The following is a 19,966-nucleotide window of genomic DNA, read 5'->3' as shown; positions in this document are numbered from 1 at the left end:
TTTATCCTTTATAGCGCTGGAATAGAAGGCTAGCATTAGTTCCGCCGAATCCAAAAGAGTTAGATAAAACTACATCAAGCTTTGCATCATCAATTCGTTTTTGAACTATAGGTAGGCCATCGAATTTAGGGTCAATGTTATCAATATTTTTACTTTCGCCAATGAAATTTTCTTGCATCATAATCAAACAATATATTGCTTCCTGTGCTCCTGCAGCTCCGAGAGAATGTCCAGTTAAAGACTTTGTTGATTGGATGTGTGGTATATTATTCTTAAACACTTCTCTTATTGCTTCTATTTCTTTTTGATCTCCAACAACAGTAGAAGTACCATGAGTATTAATATAGTCGACAGGATATTCTGTTGAGCTTAAGGCTTGACGCATGCATCGCACAGCTCCTTCTCCAGAGGGAGATACCATATCATGTCCATCACATGTGCTTCCATATCCCAATATTTCTGCATAAATTTTTGCACCACGAGCTTTAGCTCTATTCATTTCTTCTAGAACCAGCATTGCGCCTCCTCCAGATATAACAAATCCATCTCGTTTTATGTCATAAGGCCTGGAAGCACTACAAGGATCATCATTGAAATTAGAGGACATAGCCCCCATCGCATCAAAAAGATTTGACATTGTCCAATCAAGATCTTCTTGCCCTCCTGCAAATACAATATCTTGTTTTCCATATTTTATTAATTCAGCAGCATTGCCAATGCAGTGAGCAGATGTTGCGCAAGCTGAAGATATTGAATAGCTTGTTCCTAGTATTTTAAACCATGTTGATAAAGTAGCTGATGCTGTGGATGACATTGCTTTTGGAACAGCAAATGGACCTATACGCCGAGTGTTGCCAAATTTTTCATTTGAAGCAGCAGATTCTATTATGCATTTAGTTGATGGACCTCCTGAACCTGCAATCAATCCAGTTCTTTCATTTGTAATATCATTTGGTTCTAATCCAGAATCGGCGATTGCCTGCTGCATAGCAATATGCCCCCAAGTTCCTCCTTGCGATAGGAAACGCATGGCTCTTCTATCGATCATTCCTGTTGTATCAATTGATGGTTTTCCCCATACTTTACAACGGAAGCCTTGTCTTGCAAAATCTTCTGAGAATGTAATTCCTGATTTTGCTTCTCGCAATGATGTTGAAACTTCAGAAATATTGTTCCCTATAGAAGATACAATGCCCATTCCTGTAACAGCTATTCTTCTCATGATACAAGGTCTCTTCCTTTAATTTTTAATAATCAATTTTATTAGGTTTTTTTATTTTCTGCATAGAGGCAAACTCTCAGATCGTCTGCTGTATATATTTCTTTCCCATCAACTTTCATCCATCCATCGGCTGATCCAAGAACTACATTGCCTCTTTTAATATGTTTATATTCTATTCCATACTCGACCAACTTGCATTCAGGTGTTACCATTCCTCTAAATTTTATTTGAGAGACAGAAACAGCCCTTCCTCTTCCGATCTCGCCTATCCATCCAAGGAAAAACCCTGTTAGTTGCCATAGAGCATCTAATCCAAGGCATCCGGGCATTACAGGGTCATTTTGAAAATGGCAGTCAAAAAACCACAAGTCAGGGGTAATATCCATTTCAGCTCGGATAAATCCTTTCTCGTAGGCTCCTCCTGTTTCTGAGATTTGTGTGATTCGATTAAACATCAGCATTGGAGGCATCGGGAGCTGCGCATTACCTTGACCAAACATATCTCCTCGGCCACATCTAAGTATGTCCTCATAACTATAGCTAGATTTTCTATTTTCCATGATTAAAGCACTTACCTAATTTATTTCTTTCTTAAGACAGCTATACCACGATCCGGTTTTCAAATCCACCTACTTATGATTTTCGAGCAAGAATTATCATAATAGATCCACGATGATTCTGTTATTACACAGAGGAAAAGACCCTATCTAATACAAAATTATAAACAAATTAAATTATCAGATAAAAGTTCCGCAATGTAGTAACTTATCGATATACGATCTATATCAGAATTGCAACGAGATGAATTCTATTTTTCGTTGCGTATATTTGCTACTTACCATATTTATCAATAAAATGCATTATTATTATAGAAAAAACGCATAATGAATCTATTGCCTAATATTCAATTATCTGTCAATATTATGATCTTTTCAGCTGTATATTTTTACCCAATTTATTAACCTAATGTGTAAATGGTGGAGCTAAGCGGGATCGAACCGCTGACCTCTTGCATGCCATGCAAGCGCTCTACCATCTGAGCTATAGCCCCATACACATATTTTCAGTCTATCCTGAGAGAGAGTGCTTTTACGTTGGTGTGGCAAATAATATAATCTAACGCAATATACGCAATATAATACTGTTATTTATTATTTTAGACAGCAACTATACGAACTTTTCGTAGCATTACGAATCATCTTCGTCAGTAATATCTATGTCAACTACTCTTGAATCCGTATCGTCATCACTTTCCTCAAGAAGAACATCTTCATTTTCTATGTCTATTTCTGGAGCATATTCTAAATCAAGGCTTGCATTATCTTTTTTGGATTCGGAATTTTCCTCTTCATCAGAAGATCTATGCTTAGCAAAAGATTTTGCTTCTATGTTTTCTGTAATTTTACACTCTTCATTATCATCTGTATTTGATGCTTTTTCAAAATATGACCGAGAAAATGAGGTATTAGTGTAAGGTGATACAATAGTTCCTCTATTTAGATCATAAAACTTTTTGCCAGTATCTGGGCAAGTTCTTTTAGTTCCTAAATCTGATTTTGCCAAAATATAAGCTCCTCATTCATTCTAAGCTAATAAAATTTATTGTCTATTATCCATTATAAGATTATATTTTTGCCAACTCAGCATTGGCTAAGATGCGGGCAGATTAGTATTCTAAAGATGATAAAAAATCAATATATAGATTTGTTTGATATATAGATTTTTATCGTAATATTGTAATTTTTATGATAATTTGTGTTTTTGCATGTATATTTTTTGATTTTTTGCCCACTTATTGAAAGCGGAGATTGCCTATAACATGTCCTCTCACGACAAAAAAAAACCTGTTGAGTCGTATTTTTCTAGAGATATTCAAGGATCTGTCAGTGTTCCAGGAGATAAGTCAATTTCACACCGTGCTGTAATATTAGGAGGAATTGCTTCTAAAGAAACAAGAATTACTGGATTGCTTGAAAGTGATGATATCTTCAATGCTATAAAATCAATGAGCTATTTAGGGGCTTCTTTTGAAAAAATTGGCTTAGAATGGATTGTTAGAGGAGTTGGTAATGGATGCCTTCTTGCCCCAGAAAAACCATTGTATTTTGGGAATTCTGGTACAGGATGCAATTTAATCATGGGTATTGCTGGTGTATATGATTTTAGAGCTGTTTTTCAAGGAGATGAATCTCTTTCTAAAAGGCCAATGAGGCGTGTTTTAGATCCATTGTGTATGATGGGTGTTCAGGTTGAGCCTGTTGATAGCAATTACTTGCCACTAGCTTTGCATGGTCCAAAAAATCCCAATCCAATATTTTATAATATGCCTATTGCTTCTTCACAAGTAAAATCAGCTATTTTGTTGGCTTCACTTAATACTCCTGGAATAACCTCAATTGTTGAGGACGTTAAAACTCGTGATCATACTGAAAGGATGCTTAGAGAATTTGGCGTTGATTTATTGATTCAATATAGTGCCTCCGGTAAAAGGTCTATCCATTTAGAAGGTAGATGTAATATCTCGGGATGTAATCTTAATGTGCCTGGAGATTTTTCTTCTGCTGCTTTCCTATTAGCTGCTGCTCTTTTGATTCCTGGTTCTAATTTGCAGATCTTAAATGTTGGTATTAATCCATCGCGTATTGGATTAATTGATACTTTACAAGAAATGGGAGCTGATATTTCTATTTTGAATCCGAGGGTTGATAGTAGCGAAGATATATCGGACATACAAGTGCGTTTTTCTAAGCTTAGAGGCATTTTTATCCCTGAAAATCGTGTGCCATTTATGATAGATGAGTATCCCATTTTGGCAGTGATTGCTGCTTTTGCCAAAGGTAAAACAACTATGAAGGGTTTGCGAGAGTTGAGATTTAAAGAATCAGACAGATTATCCGCTATAGTTGAAGGATTGAAAATTAATAATGTTGATTGTGAAGCAGGAGAAGATTATCTTGTGATAAGAGGGTCTCCTGGTGGAAGGGGGATTGGATCGCGTATTGGGCATATGGTTAAAACAAGATTTGATCATCGTATAGCTATGAGTTTTATTGTTATGGGTCTTGCATCGGAATATCCGGTTATTGTTGATGATTATAGTATGATATCTACCAGTTTCCCTAATTTTATAGAATTGATGCAAGGTTTAGGGGCTAGGATTAAAATAAAAACGGAGAAGTAAACACGGATGGGTACGGTAGTCGCCATTGATGGTACTGCGTCTTCTGGGAAAGGCGTTTTATCTCGTTTCATAGCAAATGAGTATGGATTTCATTATCTTGATACCGGTTTAATCTATCGTGCTGTTGCCAAAGGTGTTTTAGATGCTGGTATATCTCTTGATGATGAATTAGCAATTGTTAAAATTGCAAAAAACATTGTTATATCTAAGTTAGATAGAAAAAAACTTTCATTGAATATAATTGCAAACTTGGCTTCGGAGATAGCTGCTATATCTTCTGTTAGATCTGCATTAATTGAAATTAAAAGATCTTTTTCTAGGAAGGAGCCGGGCGCTGTCCTTGATGGTCGTGATATAGGAACGGTTATTTGTCCGAATGCTACTGTAAAATTTTATTTGACTGCTTCTTTAGATATTCGCGCATCTAGGCGTCATAAGGAAATGCTTGAAAATGGAGAGAAGATCGACTACAATAATGTTCTTGAGAGCTTAAGGAGTCGTGATGAACAAGATAAGAACCGAATTTGTTCTCCGCTTGTTCAAGATAAAGAGGCCTATTTTTTTGATACTTCGAAAATGAGTGTGGGCGTCATGTGTGAAGTTGCTAAAGGACTTATTGACACAAAGCTTTACAATAGGTAAGTATTTTTCTCAGTATCCTTATTCGCTTGTGAATTTAGGGGGGTGTTTATATATGTCTTCTATTTTTATGCGCGTTTTTGGAGAAATATTTTTTTTATTATTAGAGATTGTTTCTATCAGGAGTATTAATGTCTTTTTCTAATCCATCCCGCGAGGATTTTGCCACCCTTCTTGAGGAGAGTTTTTCTAAGCAAGATCTTGCAGAGAAACGTGTAACTAAGGGTATTGTTGTAGCTTTAGAAAAGGATATTGTGGTTGTTGACGTAGGACTTAAGCTTGAGGGTAGGATTCCTCTTAAAGAGTTTGCTAACAAGGGGCAGGAGGCATCCCTTAAAGTTGGTGATGAAGTTGAGGTTTACGTTGAGCTTATAGAGAATTCTTTTGGAGAGGCTGTTTTTTCTAGAGATAAAGCCATTCGTGAGGGCGTTTGGAAACAGATGGAAGAAAAGTTCAAAGCTGGAGAAAGAGTAGAGGGCGTAATATTTAATCAAGTTAAGGGTGGTTTAACCGTTGATCTGTATGGAGAGATTGCTTTTTTACCTCGTTCACAGATAGATATTCGTCCGATAAGAGATGTTACGCACCTTATGAATCAAACTCACACTTTTGAGATTTTGAAGATGGATGCCCGTCGTGGAAATATAGTTGTTTCACGCCGTGCAGTCCAAGCTGAGTCTCGTGCTGAGCAGCGTTCTGAAGTAGTACAAAATCTTGAAGAAGGTCAGATTATTGAGGGAATAGTCAAAAATATTACAGATTATGGTGCATTCGTTGACTTATCAGGAGTCGATGGATTATTGCATGTTACTGATATAGCATGGCATCGTGTTCAGCATCCTTCAAAGGTTTTAAGCATAGGACAACAAGTCAGGGTACAGATAATAAGAATCAGTCAAGAGACACAGCGTATATCTCTTGGCATGAAGCAATTAGAAAAGAATCCTTGGGATGGTGTTGAAGGCAGGTATGTTGAAGGTTCTAAGGTTTCGGGCGTAGTTACAAATATTACAGATTATGGTGCATTCATAGAATTAGAAGCGGGAATTGAAGGTTTAGCTCATGTGTCTGAGATGTCTTGGACCAAGAAAAACATACATCCTGGAAAGATTCTTGCTGTTACTCAGCAGGTGGAAGTAGTTATTTTAGAGGTAAATCCTGCTAAGAGGCGTATTTCTCTTGGATTAAAACAGGCTCTTGTTAATCCTTGGGAGGATTTTGCTAAGAATAATCCTCCTGGTACAGAGGTTGAGGGTGAGGTTAAAAATAAGACAGAGTTTGGCTTGTTTATAGGGCTTGACGGTAATTTAGATGGAATGATTCATCTTTCTTATTTAGATAGAAATCGTCCAGGAGAGAAATCTATTGGAGATTATAATAAAGGTGACCTTGTTAAAGCTGTAGTTCTTGATGTTGATGTTGCAAAAGAGCGTATATCTTTAGGAATAAAACAGATAAATACTAATTCTTCTGATATTGATGAGGCTGCATCAAGTGGACTACGTAAGAATAGTGTTGTGTCCTGTGAAGTTACTGCAATTAATGACGGTGGGATAGAAGTTAATCTGATTGATCATGAAGGTGTGAGTTCTTTTATACGTCGTTCTGAATTGTCGCGTGATCGTATAGATCAAGATCCTGGACGTTTTTCTAGGGGGCAGATAGTTGATGCTCGTGTTGTCAGTATTTCTAGAAAAGATGGCAAGGTTTCTTTATCTATTAAAGCATTGGAAATAGCTGAGGAAAAAGGTGCTATAGCTCAGTTCGGATCTGTAGATTCTGGAGCTTCACTAGGAGACATACTTGGCGTGGCTCTCAAGCAACGCGGAGATGATGCAGGAGAATGAAGATAGATCTCCATATATATGTTCCCTTCATTAAAATTTCTATGGAGTATTACTTGATAGATATAGATTGTTATTTGTTGTTTATATAAGGATAGGTGGCCGAGTGGTTGAAGGCGCACGCCTGGAACGCGTGTATATGTAAAAGCATATCGAGGGTTCGAATCCCTCTCTGTCCGCCATAATAGCGTCATATCATTGTTTTATAATAAGTTTATGAAAAAATATAGATAAATTAAGAACTATAATAAATCTCTTAACAACTAATCTTCTTAGTATTTTCATTTAAAAATTTATATTACTTTGTCTTGTTAATATCCTTTTTTTAGCTTTATTATGAATTTGCATTTGCTAATAAAACAACTTCAATAATTTACTGTAAGAACAATATTTATTCTATAAACAGTGTAATTATATGATGATTTTTTATTTATGAGTTATACTATTGTAAAATGCCTTTTAGTATAATTGTTATTTTGAATAAAAAATACAAAAGTAGTCTAAATAAATAACTTCTTATTTTGTTAATTGGATGAAATATAATATATGCAAAATATTACTATAATATTTATGTATTTTAAGTAATATTATAGTAATATTTTGCATAGTTTTGATGATATTTAAAAGCTAAAATAAATCATAAAAATAGCTATTGAAACAAATAACAATTTTATATGTGTTGTAAATCCTAACATGCAATAAAAAATTTCTTATGCAAAAAGGCTTAAAAATATTAAATGATAATCTCATTCCCTATAATCCGATCTTTCAGCAAAGATATATCAAAAATCTAAAAAATAGTTATAGGTGAATGGTGTAAGGTTTTATATTGGTTTGATTATAATTTTAGTTTTTTGAAATTAAATATTTAGTATGCCTTATATGGATATATTCTTTTAATTTATATAAAATATTTAAATACTTCATTTAATCTTCGTCAATTATAACTTTAATAAATTTTATTTCTATCAATTATTTATTTATCGTATATTCAGTTATTGTCTTTAAATAGAAGGGATAAAATGAAAAACAAATATAAATATTATTTTCGTTAAAAAATTATTGTATATGCTTAGATGTTTTAGCCTTGTTTTTTGAATATTTTTAAGTAGCGTTTTATTTCATTTTCATCTCCTGTTTTTTTTATTGGGTCATCTGATAGTTTTACTGCTGATTTGTTATTAGCTTTGATAACTTTGCACACAGTTTGCAACTGTTCTATTTGTAAATCATCATAAGGCATGCATCCATGAAAATCATTTGTTAAATTTGTTCCCCATCCAAAAATCATTTGCACTCGATTTTTGAAATGTTTATTAATTTTTATGATTGAATCAAAGTCAAGATTATCAGAAAAAATCAATGTTTTTTGTTTAGGATCACAATTCATTTTTTTCCACCAAGCTATTATTTTTTCTCCTCCTTCAATGGGTGATGCACTATCATGGCGAAATCCCTTCCATTTTGCTATCCATGAAGGAGCATTTTCCAAGAAAAAATCTGTGCCAAATGAATCAGGTAGAGCTATTAGCAAGTTATCATCGTAAATCTTATTCCATTTTTGCATTATTTCATATGGTGCGTTGCGAGTATCTGTATCGTTATTTGTTATGGCTGCAGCTACCATTGGCAGTTCATGAGCGCTAGTGCCAACAGCGTCGATATTATATTTCATAGCTAATAGAACATTGGATGTCCCAATAAATGAATCTTTTATACCTTCATGTAGAGCTTTTATACACCATGTTTGCCAATGTAGTGCATGTCTACGTCTTGTTCCAAAATCTGCTATTTTTAATTCTTTTAGATTTCTTAATTTTACTATTTTAGACCAAAGTTTTATTTTTGCATTAGCATATAGTAGATCTGTGACAAATGGATTAAGTGGTCTTAGTATCTTACGAGAGTATAATTCATTTATTATAATCAAAGATGATATTTCCCATAAAGTAACATCTTTCCATAATCCATGAAAATTAATTATATATTCCCCATTTACAATTGAAAAATCGTACTCTGGTAGTTTATAATTAGAGAGCCATGATAAGAATTCAGGTTTAAAAAGTTGTTTTTTCCCATAAAAAATACTGTTTGTAAGCCATTTCTTTTCCTTATCTGTTATTTTTAAAGAACGGGCATGATCAAGTTGAGATCTTAATTCAAATTCATCTATTTTATCTGATAAGTGTAATTCTTTTCTGCGATTAAATAGTGAAAAAGTTACCTCAGTATTTGGATAAAATTTCCAAATGAATTGTAACATTAGTAGTTTATAAAAATCAGTATCTAATAAGCTGGTTATTATGGGTTCTTCTTTATTTTTAAAAATATTATTTGCTTCCATATAAATTTATGCTTCCAATAATTTTTTTTAGATGATATATTTTTGGTGTTAATAATTACGTAAAGAATTAGACTTAGATATCATATATGATGTGTTATCATAATCTAGCTAGTTGAGTTATATTAATAAAAATATAATATGGTTATGTTACTTGTGATATCTGTAATTATCCTAAATTAAATCGATATTAGGTATCCTTATGATTATGTGTTATTGATAATTATTCTAATTTAGCATTTAAATTCATTTGTAAAGAGGGAATCGGGGATATTAATGAAGGTTATTGTTGATCGCTCTGACATATTGGACCCTTTGAATCACGCTTGCAGAATTATTGAACGTAGAAATGCTGCTCCTGTATCTTTTCATATATTATTACGTTCTGATGTTGATTCGCTTAAAATAAAAGCAAGTGGTCTTGAAATAGAAATTGATGTCTCTATTAAGGCTGTTGTTGAATCTTCAGGTTCATTTACAGTTTCTGCACAGTTACTTCATGATATAGTGAGGAAATTGCCTGATGGTTCAGAAATTTGTTTTTCTGATAGTTTTGATAATAACAAACAATCAGTAATAAAAATTTCTGCAGGAAATTCAAAGTTTTATCTTCAGTCATTTGCAGAATCTGAATTTCCTATTTCAAAAGAAGAAGATTATAAATATTCTTTTGATATTAAATCATCTGTTTTGAGTTCTCTTATAGAACGTACTAATTTCGCTATGGCGAATGAAGAAACGAGATATTATTTAAATGGTATTTTTTTTGAAGTTAATAAAAAAGATTTAAAATTATGTGCTGTCGCAACAGATGGGCATCGTCTAGCTATATCTAAGGTTGATATTTCGGGTGATATTTTGAAAATGCCTAGTATTATTGTGCCTCGCAAGGCTGTTAGCGAGATTCAAAAAATTCTTTCTACAAAGGATTTAGATGTCAAAGTTAGAATTTCCGAAGCGAGAATTTGTCTACACTTTGGTTCTATTTGCATGAATGCAAGGTTAATAGATGGCAAATTTCCCAATTATCACGAGGTTATTCCCAGAGATAACGATAATAAATTAAGGGTTAATTGTAATGATTTAAGGCGAGCTGTTGATCTTGTATCGACTGTCTCATCTGTGCGTAGCCGAGCTATGAAATTTGAGTTATCTAATAATGGAAAACTGAGTATGACGGTTGATAATCCTGATATGGGTAGCGCTATAGAATATTTGTCTGTTCATTATACTGATTCACCTATGAATATTGGTTTTAATTATAAGTACTTATTGGAAATAATTGATAATATTTCAAGCGATGAGATGATTTTTTTTCTAAAGGATGGTATTTCATCTGCTTTAATTAAAGGTATAGGAGATAAAAACTCATTGTATGTTTTGATGCCTATGAGGATATGATAGTTTGTTTCGTATTTCAAAATAAAGTTTTTTGTTTAGATATTTATTATTGATTTATATATAGCTAAAATTTACTTCGTAAGAAGCGTCTAATTTTGATTTTTCATATATATTTTATTTAATTTATTGCTGAATAATCAATGAAATAAAGTGTTTTTATCGTCGATTTATTAGGGGCGTATTTTTTATCGGTGATTTTATGACAACTTCATTAGAAATTAGTGACCTTAATAAAGGTCGTCTTATAGTTGGCCTTGATCTTCCAACAATAGATGAGGCTGAAAGAATTGTGTCTATTTTAGGAGATACAGTTTCTTTCTATAAAATAGGATATCATCTATCTTTTGTAGGCGGATTGGAGTTGGCTCGTGACTTAGTGGCAGATGGTAAGCAGATTTTTCTAGATATGAAGTTATTTGATATAGAAACTACTATAATAGCTGCTGTTGAAAACATAGCGAAAATGGGAATTTCTATGTTGACATTGCACGCTTATCCTCAAGCTATGCGTGTTGCTGTATCTGCAGCTCGTGGAACAGGTATTCGTTTGCTTGCCGTAACCGTGTTGACCTCAATGGATGATTTAGATCTTAAAGAATCAGGTTATGAAAAAAGTGTATCTGCGATGGTTGAAATGCGAGCAACCCAGGCGCGTGACATAGGGATGGGAGGATTGATTTGCTCTCCTAGAGAAGCATCTATGGTTAGAAAAATAGTAGGAGATCATATGTCTATTGTTACTCCTGGTATAAGGATGATGGATAGCAATATAGATAATCAAAAGAGATTTATGTCTCCAGAAGATGCATTAAGGTGTGGCGCTACTCATATAGTTGTTGCCCGTCCGATTGTTAAATCTTCAGATCCGTTATTGGCAGCACGTCAATTCCTTCGTGCCATTTCTTTATCTAATAATTCGTAATAATATAAAAATATTACAGCTATCCTTGATTTAATGATTTTTTGATAATTTTTGTTATAATTGATCAACTCATTATTAAACAAATGACTTTCAATAGGTAAAATATTTTTACAAGTAAAAAATATCTTTGCAAAATTTAGATTATAATATATAATACTTTTTTGTTTATGTATGCATATATGTGCGTATTGTGCGTGTAAATGTTTTGATAAATCAGTATATGAGGGCTTGTCATTGTAGTAATTAGTTTATATACGGTCTAAAAAATTTTGTGTTTTTATGCATGTTAATCACATGTATGTGTATTAAATAAAAAAGATTTAATTTAGGAGGAATTTAAGATGTCTAATCTTCATGATTATCAAGATAAGATTGTCAATTCAAGAGGTAAGGTTGATTCTTCAATTGATGAGGGATTACGCTCTTATATGATAGGTGTTTATAACCTTATGTCGTTTGGTATTTTTATTACTGCGATCGTATCTTTTTTAACTAATAATTTTGCTACTACTTTAGATCCTTATTATGCTTCTGCTACTACTATGAATGGCATCATGTTAACAAGTTTTGGTTCTTTGATATATTTTAGTCCATTAAAATATGTGATTATATTTGCTCCTTTAGTTCTGTTGTTTTTTATGCAGTACCGTGTTCAGTATTTGAGTTTATATGCATTAAGAATGATCTTTTTTACATTTTCCGCTTTATTCGGCTTGTCTCTTTCATCTATTTTTTTGGTTTATACTAATCAAAGCATAGTTCAGACTTTATTTATAACCGCAGCTGCATTCGGTTCGCTTTCACTTTATGGCTATTCCACAAAGAAAGATTTGGGTCCAATGGCGACTTTCTGTGTTATGGGTTTGTTTGGTGTTATTTTGGCATCTATTGTTAATTTATTTATTGGATCTAACGTTCTAGATATGTCAATATCCTTAATAAGTATAATTATTTTTTCTGGTTTAACAGCTTATGATACTCAAAAAATAAAAGAAACATACTCAGATAGGTATTGTGCGGATACGCTAGGTCGTAGTTCTATTTTCGGAGCTTTAGAACTATACATTGATTTTATTAGTATTTTTACTCATTTGCTTAGACTTACTGGAAGCAGAAAAGACTAATAATATAGTAATATTTTTTAGAATATGGCGGCTAGCATTTAGGCCGCCTTTTAATTATTATATCATTATTTCGCAAGATACCTTACTTAGTATAATACGTTGTAATATAATCTCTTAGATATGAAGATATATTATTATTATAGTGATACATTAAGATGATTTTTTTATTATCACAAATGTTATAATTACGTTTTTATATAATTATGCCTATTATGGATCTTTCTTTTATATTTTTAAATTAAATATATATTTTCTGATGATATTTTTAATTTTATTATAACTTCCTTTATTAAGGTATTGATTTTATAAAATTATCGGCAATAATAATCCATTAATTTCAATTTTTTATCTTTCATGTCTCTTTATAATAGAGATATCGTATATCTCTCTATTAATTAGCTATTTATTTGGATTTTAGATTTAATATTTGCAAATCATTTATAGAAGTATTAGATTATGCCTATTAATAATATCAATAACATCTAGATAATTTTTATTTAATTATACTATATCTATACTTTTCATTTACATTCTTTAAAAAAATATTTATAAAATTTATATTAATGAAATGTATTCATTGCTTTAAGGGATGATGTTTTTAATAATGATATTTGGATTTAATATTAGCTTATAATTGATTTAATTAATTAACGTAAATGGTGATGTTTATATTGATATTTACTATAAATAAATTTGATATAGCCAGCTTAAACTCACTAAATGCTTTTTAGAATAATTATTCTTGAATTAATTTAGTGTGGATAGATATTTGTTAAGTTAAATAATATTACAATTAGGATGAGATGATTAATCATTTCAATTTTTAATTGTTTATGGTGTTTTTTATGATACTCATTTGTTATGTTCATTAGGATGTGATTAATAAACAGATGGTTTGCGTAAATAATTAATATTATGTTATATTTTTCAAAATATGATTTCCATGAAATTTCATAATCAAATTTATTTATTATATACGAATACTGTTTTTAATATATTTTGCCATCATTTTTAAAAAAATAAATATTTGCATTTAGTTATAGAAAATATTAAATATTTGATATTATTATCCTTATATATTATCTATTCGTAATCCGTGATATCTAAATTATATAAAGATAATTTATCTTGTTATGATAGTAGATTTTCGTTTTATTAAATTATGTTTTTTCTATATAATATTTTGATCTATAAATGATATCTTGCATATATTCTATATATTTTCATAATAAGTTGTTACTTTAATAATTTAAAAATAAATATTATTTAATAAAAGTTGTTAGTTGCAAATTTAACATAATTTTACTCTTCTTAATCAGGTAAAGGTTTAAATGAATGTCTGAATCATTGAACAGTTTTAATTGTATTTCTGTGTTATCGATTGATGGAATTGATTATATTTATTATAGCCTTCCAAAAGCTGAAGCAAATGGTTTAAAGGGTATTTCTCATCTACCATGTTCAATGAAAATTTTGCTTGAGAATTTATTGAGATTTGAAGATGGCCAATCTGTCACGAAAGAAGATATATATTCATTCGTCAATTGGTTAGATTCTGGCAATAGAGGATCCGTTGAGAGTGAAATTGCTTATCGACCATCTAGAGTTTTAATGCAGGATTTTACTGGTGTTCCAGCAGTTGTTGATTTAGCAGCAATGCGTGATGCTATGCGCTTTTTAGGAGGTGATCCTAAGAAAATAAATCCTTTAGTGCCTGTTGATCTTGTGATAGATCATTCTGTGATTGTGGATTATTTTGGTGATAAAAATTCTTTTAGTCGCAATCAAGAATTAGAATATAAGCGTAATGAAGAGCGTTATCGCTTTTTAAAATGGGGACAAAAAACTTTTAATAATTTTCGTGTTGTTCCTCCTGGAACAGGTATTTGTCATCAGATCAATCTTGAATATCTTGCTCAATCTGTTTGGATAAAAGATAAAGATGGTAAAACTTTAGCTTATCCTGATACATGTGTCGGCACTGATAGTCACACCACAATGATTAATGCATTAGGAGTTCTTGGTTGGGGAGTAGGTGGTATAGAAGCTGAGGCTTCTATGTTGGGTCAACCTATATCAATGTTGCTTCCTAAGGTCGTAGGATTTGAATTAGTTGGTAGAATTAGAGAAGGTGTTACAGCTACAGATCTTGTATTGACTATTGTTCAAATATTACGCAAAGAAGGAGTATTATCAAATTTTGTTGAATTTTTTGGTTCAGGTCTTGATAATTTGATGCTTGCAGATCGTGCTACTATATCAAATATGTCTCCTGAATATGGTGCTACATGCGGATTTTTCCCTGTTGATAAAGGAACTACTGATTATTTACGCCTATCTGGTCGTCTTGAAAGTCGTGTTAATCTTGTAAAAGCATATACAAAAGCTCAGGGAATATGGCGTGAAGATATAGACTATGATAAAGTAATTTTCACTAAGAAATTGAAACTTGATCTTTCAAATATTGTTCCTTCTGTCGCTGGTCCTAGACGTCCAGAATCTCGAATTCCTCTTGATCAAGTTTCTGCGGATTTTATCACATCAATGAATGATTATTATAAAAAATCTGATACTTTGGAAAAAGAGTATGCTGTTAAAAATTGTGATTTTTCTTTAAAGCACGGAGATGTGGCGATTGCTGCTATAACTTCTTGTACTAATACCTCTAATCCATCCGTTATGATTGCTGCAGGATTGCTAGCTCGTAATGCAGTGCTTGCAGGATTAAAGTCTAAGCCTTGGGTTAAAACTTCTTTAGCTCCAGGTTCAAAGGTTGCTTATGAATATCTTGTTCAGTCAGGATTGAATAAGTATCTTGACGATCTTGGTTTTAATCTTGTTGGTTTTGGATGTACGACTTGTATTGGTAATTCTGGATCATTAGATCCAAAGAGTTCTGAAATAATTAATGAAAAAGGCTTAGTATTAGCAGGAGTTTTATCTGGAAATCGTAATTTTGAAGGTCGTATTTCTCCAGATGTAGAGGCAAATTATCTTGCATCTCCGCCTTTAGTAGTAGCTTATGCGATTGCTGGGAATATAAGAAAAAATCTTGTAACTAATCCTATAGGAGAGGATAAGAATGGAAATCCTGTTTATCTAAATGATATTTGGCCAAAAGATAGTGAAATTAAGGAATTTGTAGAAAAATATGCAACCCTTGATCTATATAAGAAAAAGTATTCTGATGTGTTTAAAGGGGATAATCGTTGGGAAAGCATAGATGTTGATGCAAAAGAGACTTACTTGTGGGATGAAAATTCGACCTATGTACAGAGCCCTCCTTATTTTGAAACAATCGGTGTTAGTGATCTAGAAGTTCATGATATTTGTGGGGCTCGTATTTTATGTTTGTTAGGAGATAAAATTACGACAGATCATATTTCTCCTGCAGGATCAATAAAATTTGAGTCTTCCGCTGGCAATTATTTGCATCAGAAAGGTATAAAAGAATCAGATTTTAATCAGTTTGGTACTCGTCGTGGGAATCATGAAGTTATGATGCGAGGTACTTTCTCAAATATTCGCATTCGTAATTATATGCTTGGGCAAGATGGAAAGCAGGGTGGTTATACTATTCACTATCCTTCTAAGGAAGAATTATTTATTTATGATGCTGCAATGAGATATAAATCAGAACAAATACCTTTGGTAGTGTTTGCAGGTATTGAATATGGGAATGGTTCTTCGCGTGATTGGGCTGCAAAAGGACCAGTATTGTTGGGGGTACGGGCTGTTATCGCTAGATCTTTTGAACGTATACATCGTTCAAATTTAATAGGTATGGGGATTATACCATTTGTATTTGAAGAGGGTACTTCTTGGGAAAGTTTAGGGATTAAAGGTGATGAAACGATTACTATACGAAATTTGAAGAAGATATCTCCTCGCGATAAATGTATTTTGGAAATTTATTCTTCAAATGGTGAGAATAGACTTATACCTATTATTTGTCGTATTGATACTTTAGATGAGCTAAATTATCTTAAAAATAGTGGTATTTTGCAAACGGTTTTAAGACAACTTTCTTCTTGAAAAATTAATGTTATCTAGGTTTATAAATTCATAAAATATATATTCTTCATAGTTTTTTTAATTATGATTTGATTCTATGTTTTCTAAATAGATTTTATTATTTGATGAATTAATAATAAGTTATCGTGATTTTTATCGTAAATTATATTTATATAATAGAATTAATATAAATAGTTTCGTGCATTGTGATTCTAAACTTGTTAATAGCTTTATATATTTGTTTATCTTATAATTTGGTTTTTTATCTCCGTTCCAAACTTATATTAGGATAACCCTTATATCAATATAATGACTTATTATGCTATCTTAAAGTTCTCCTATAAAAATTATATTTATATATATAAGAGATAAGTGGAAAATATTATTTAAGATATTTTCATATAGTAATAATTTTTATTATATCAATCGATACTTAAAAAATAGCAAAATATAAATTTTGGATATCTATTATTCATAAGCGATTATTTGTTTTTGATATTAAGGATCTGATTGTAGTAATTCATGCACAGAGGTTGCTAATTGTTTTAAGGAAAATGGTTTTGATAAAAAGCTAAATTTGGCATCTTTAGGTAAATTTTTAGAGAAAGCATCTTCTGCATATCCTGATATGAATATAAACTTTAAGTTTGGATATGTTTTTCTCAATTCACGTAATAATGTAGGCCCATCCATTTCAGGCATAACAACATCAGAGACCACTATATCTACCTGACCTTTAAGTTCTTGCATAACTTTCAATGCGCTTGTCCCAGAACAGGCTTCATGAACAGTATAACCGCGTGTTTCTAACATTCTCTTACTACCGCGTCTTACAGCATCTTCATCTTCTACGAGTAATACTACAGCAGAATTTCCTGTAAGATCTGCTGTTTCATTCTGTGATACAGTATCAACATCCTTTTGGGATTGATTATCTATCTCTGTAGCTTCTCCTTCAATATGTCTTGGCAAAAATATTCGAAATATAGTGCCTTTTCCTACTTCAGATTCAGGGAATATATATCCTCCAGATTGTCTAATTATTCCATATACTACAGAAAGTCCTAATCCCGTGCCTTTTCCCACTTCTTTTGTTGTAAAGAAAGGTTCAAATATTTTCTCCATAATATCAGGAGACATTCCAGTTCCCGTATCTTCCACTTCTACGAGTACCATATCTTTATTTGGAAGATCTGAGTAATTGAAAGAATGTATTTCTGTTGATAATATATTACGAGTACGTATAGTTAATGATCCCTTATCGTTAATCATGGCATGATGAGCATTAACACATAAGTTAACTAATACCTGTTCAAATTGAGATAAATCAGTTTTAATATTCCATATATCTCGCTCATAATCTATGTTTAGCTTCATTTGCGGAGGTTCAGATATCAATTTTTGAATCATCATTCGTAAATTACCAATTACTTCGGTAAGATTGATAATTGTTGGACGCATTGTCTGCTTGCGGGAGAAAGCAAGTAACTGGCGAACTAGTATTGCTGCACGATTGGCATTATTTTTTATTTCCATCAGATCAGCAAAGCTAGCGTCTGAAGATCTAGATTGTAATAATAAGTGATCAGAAGATAGAAGAATAGCAGTTAAAACGTTATTAAAATCATGTGCTATCCCTCCTGCCAATGTTCCAACGGCATTTAATTTTTGAGTTTTAGCCATATGGGCTTCTAAGGATTTTTGCTCTGTTATTTCTACTGCATACAATATTGCCTGTTCCTCAGGTGAATCTATGCTTTTATCAATCACTGAATTGATATAAAACCTAAAATGTCTATTTTCATCATTTGGATGACGTGAATCGATAGGCTGTATATCGCTTTTTTGATCATTTGCTTCATCAAGAGCAATCATAAGCTTTTCTTTTTCAGTGTCATGAACAATAGAAAATACATTATTTAATGTATTATCATATTCTATCGCATGAGGGAAAAGTTTAATGAATGGTGCATTGGTATGTAATATTCTTCCTTTTCTATCAATAGAAGCTATAGCCATCGGCATATTGTTAAAAAAACGATTAAAGCGCATAGTAGCTATAGCGCCTGATGAATCAGTAGATGGACAGTTTTCCCTAGCTATTACTACAGTTCTGCTCTCTTTTGTTTTCCCATCGCATGAAGCAATAACATGGTGCACAACTTTTACAGGTATCCCTTGTCCATTATCAACTCTTCGAAAATCTAGATCTAGTGTGGCCGTTTTATGTGATCCTGGTGTTGCTTGTACCGATTGAATTACAGAAAGTCCATCTCCTGCTGTAATATCTCCCATAGAAATTGATTTCGACATAAATTTAGTTAGATCAATTCCAAGCCATTCTGTAAGGGTAGCATTGATATATAAAATTTTTCCTTGATGATCTGCAGATATAAATCCAACAGGGGAATGATCAAGGTAGTCAATTGCATTTTGTAATTCTCTAAAAAATTTTTCCTGATCTTTGCGTTCAGATGTAATATCGGTAATGCGCCATGCATATATCATTTTGTCTTTGTACAATGAGATAACAGGTAAAATACGTACTTTTAGACGATACCAATGCGGCTCACAATCTTTAGAATCTTTATTTAAAGGAGTGGTGAGGCGAAATTCTTCTCTCCCTTCCTTTTCTTTGCGGATGCTATTTATAAGGCGATATAAAGCCTCTCCAGCCTCCTGATTTTGGAAAAGAAGATGCTCTAATGATTTTATTTTTTTGTTCCAAGATACATTGGTGATTTGTTTATATGCGTCATTTGCATATATTATGTGTCCACGTTCATTTGTAATTAATATACCTTCTGACTCACTATCAATAAAAATCTTTGCAATAGTATCAGACGGATTTTCAATTGATCCAATTGCGAATAGTATTAGCACTAATATGCCAATCAATGCTAGTAACGTCAGCAATATAATAGCCATTGTACTGCTCAATGATTCTGTGAAGACCACGAATATAGTGGAGATAGAACAAAAGGCAATACCTAATATTATTATATAAAAATTCATTCCTGAATAACGTACATAGTTAATAAAAGGGAATGTAATATCCGCCTGTCGTTCTTTTTTGCTCATAGCACTATTCTGTTAATTTATTTATTTTCTCTAAAACCATAATTTGCTATTGTTATATTCATTATATAGTTAGCATTAAGGCTAGTTATTTATAGAATTGTTATCAATCGGAATAGTTAATATTTTACTGCATTAATTTATTCAACCCTAGACTAATATGTATATAATTTAAATTATCTCTGTATGTTATTATATTA

Annotated in this window: 12 protein-coding genes and 2 tRNA genes; 8 read left to right on the top strand and 6 right to left on the bottom strand. The window is 32.0% G+C overall.

The window, feature by feature from the left end; translation table 11 throughout:
* Position 1 precedes the first annotated feature (1 nt).
* From fabB to LAM_RS00430, 4 genes are all read right to left on the bottom strand, one after another.
* On the bottom strand, positions 2-1,222 hold the full coding sequence (gene fabB, locus LAM_RS00445) for a beta-ketoacyl-ACP synthase I (RefSeq protein ID WP_007556830.1): 1,221 nt from the start codon (positions 1,220-1,222) through the stop codon (positions 2-4).
* 41 nt (positions 1,223-1,263) lie between these two features.
* On the bottom strand, positions 1,264-1,782 hold the full coding sequence (gene fabA / locus LAM_RS00440; protein ID WP_007556831.1) for a 3-hydroxyacyl-[acyl-carrier-protein] dehydratase FabA: 519 nt from the start codon (positions 1,780-1,782) through the stop codon (positions 1,264-1,266).
* A 415-nt stretch (positions 1,783-2,197) separates the two neighbouring features.
* Positions 2,198-2,273: transfer RNA gene (locus tag LAM_RS00435), tRNA-Ala, on the bottom strand.
* A 137-nt stretch (positions 2,274-2,410) separates the two neighbouring features.
* On the bottom strand, positions 2,411-2,785 hold the full coding sequence (locus LAM_RS00430) for a TIGR02300 family protein (RefSeq protein WP_007556832.1): 375 nt from the start codon (positions 2,783-2,785) through the stop codon (positions 2,411-2,413).
* Positions 2,786-3,041: 256 nt separating this feature from the next.
* Between LAM_RS00430 and aroA the strand changes: the two genes are divergently transcribed.
* From aroA to LAM_RS00410, 4 genes are all read left to right on the top strand, one after another.
* Entirely contained in the window at positions 3,042-4,403 is a 1,362-nt protein-coding gene (aroA, locus tag LAM_RS00425; protein ID WP_007556833.1) for a 3-phosphoshikimate 1-carboxyvinyltransferase, read from the top strand.
* Positions 4,404-4,409: 6 nt separating this feature from the next.
* Positions 4,410-5,045, top strand: a complete 636-nt coding sequence (cmk, locus tag LAM_RS00420; RefSeq protein WP_007556834.1) for a (d)CMP kinase — start codon at positions 4,410-4,412, stop codon at positions 5,043-5,045.
* Positions 5,046-5,173: 128 nt separating this feature from the next.
* The gene (rpsA, locus tag LAM_RS00415; protein ID WP_007556835.1) at positions 5,174-6,889 is read left to right on the top strand and encodes a 30S ribosomal protein S1; all 1,716 of its coding nucleotides are present in this window, start codon (positions 5,174-5,176) and stop codon (positions 6,887-6,889) included.
* 89 nt (positions 6,890-6,978) lie between these two features.
* Positions 6,979-7,068, top strand: a tRNA-Ser gene (locus tag LAM_RS00410).
* An 899-nt stretch (positions 7,069-7,967) separates the two neighbouring features.
* Here LAM_RS00410 and pncB read toward each other — a convergent pair.
* Positions 7,968-9,230, bottom strand: a complete 1,263-nt coding sequence (gene pncB / locus LAM_RS00405; RefSeq protein WP_007556836.1) for a nicotinate phosphoribosyltransferase — start codon at positions 9,228-9,230, stop codon at positions 7,968-7,970.
* 273 nt (positions 9,231-9,503) lie between these two features.
* Here pncB and dnaN point away from each other — a divergent pair, with 273 nt between their 5' ends.
* From dnaN to acnA, 4 genes are all read left to right on the top strand, one after another.
* Positions 9,504-10,628, top strand: a complete 1,125-nt coding sequence (gene dnaN, locus LAM_RS00400) for a DNA polymerase III subunit beta (RefSeq protein ID WP_007556837.1) — start codon at positions 9,504-9,506, stop codon at positions 10,626-10,628.
* Between the two features lie 199 nt (positions 10,629-10,827).
* Positions 10,828-11,550 carry an orotidine-5'-phosphate decarboxylase gene (gene pyrF / locus LAM_RS00395; RefSeq protein WP_007556838.1) on the top strand — a complete coding sequence of 241 codons (723 nt, stop codon included), beginning with the start codon at positions 10,828-10,830 and terminating at the stop codon, positions 11,548-11,550.
* Positions 11,551-11,891: 341 nt separating this feature from the next.
* Positions 11,892-12,674, top strand: coding sequence for a Bax inhibitor-1/YccA family protein (locus tag LAM_RS00390; RefSeq protein ID WP_007556839.1), 783 nt, complete (start codon positions 11,892-11,894; stop codon positions 12,672-12,674).
* Between the two features lie 1,335 nt (positions 12,675-14,009).
* A complete protein-coding gene (gene acnA, locus LAM_RS00385) occupies positions 14,010-16,709 on the top strand; it encodes an aconitate hydratase AcnA (protein WP_007556840.1) in 2,700 nt (899 codons plus the stop codon).
* Between the two features lie 477 nt (positions 16,710-17,186).
* Here acnA and cckA read toward each other — a convergent pair whose 3' ends face one another.
* On the bottom strand, positions 17,187-19,769 hold the full coding sequence (gene cckA, locus LAM_RS00380; protein WP_007556841.1) for a cell cycle histidine kinase CckA: 2,583 nt from the start codon (positions 19,767-19,769) through the stop codon (positions 17,187-17,189).
* Positions 19,770-19,966: the final 197 nt, after the last annotated feature.

The organism is Candidatus Liberibacter americanus str. Sao Paulo (assembly GCF_000496595.1).
GTDB lineage: Bacteria > Pseudomonadota > Alphaproteobacteria > Rhizobiales > Rhizobiaceae > Liberibacter > Liberibacter americanus.
Note: the sequence above shows the minus strand (reverse complement) of the source record. Positions and strands in the feature narration are given on the sequence as shown.

Excerpts from the sequence above, each read along its gene's own strand:
- fabA (WP_007556831.1), bottom strand. The coding sequence starts at position 1,782 with ATGGAAAATAGAAAATCTAGCTATAGTTATGAGGACATACTTAGATGT.
- cmk (WP_007556834.1), top strand. The coding sequence starts at position 4,410 with ATGGGTACGGTAGTCGCCATTGATGGTACTGCGTCTTCTGGGAAAGGC.
- fabB (WP_007556830.1), bottom strand. The coding sequence starts at position 1,222 with ATGAGAAGAATAGCTGTTACAGGAATGGGCATTGTATCTTCTATAGGG.
- rpsA (WP_007556835.1), top strand. The coding sequence starts at position 5,174 with ATGTCTTTTTCTAATCCATCCCGCGAGGATTTTGCCACCCTTCTTGAG.
- aroA (WP_007556833.1), top strand. The coding sequence starts at position 3,042 with ATGTCCTCTCACGACAAAAAAAAACCTGTTGAGTCGTATTTTTCTAGA.
- dnaN (WP_007556837.1), top strand. The coding sequence starts at position 9,504 with ATGAAGGTTATTGTTGATCGCTCTGACATATTGGACCCTTTGAATCAC.
- LAM_RS00390 (WP_007556839.1), top strand. The coding sequence starts at position 11,892 with ATGTCTAATCTTCATGATTATCAAGATAAGATTGTCAATTCAAGAGGT.
- pyrF (WP_007556838.1), top strand. The coding sequence starts at position 10,828 with ATGACAACTTCATTAGAAATTAGTGACCTTAATAAAGGTCGTCTTATA.
- pncB (WP_007556836.1), bottom strand. The coding sequence starts at position 9,230 with ATGGAAGCAAATAATATTTTTAAAAATAAAGAAGAACCCATAATAACC.
- cckA (WP_007556841.1), bottom strand. The coding sequence starts at position 19,769 with ATGAGCAAAAAAGAACGACAGGCGGATATTACATTCCCTTTTATTAAC.
- acnA (WP_007556840.1), top strand. The coding sequence starts at position 14,010 with ATGTCTGAATCATTGAACAGTTTTAATTGTATTTCTGTGTTATCGATT.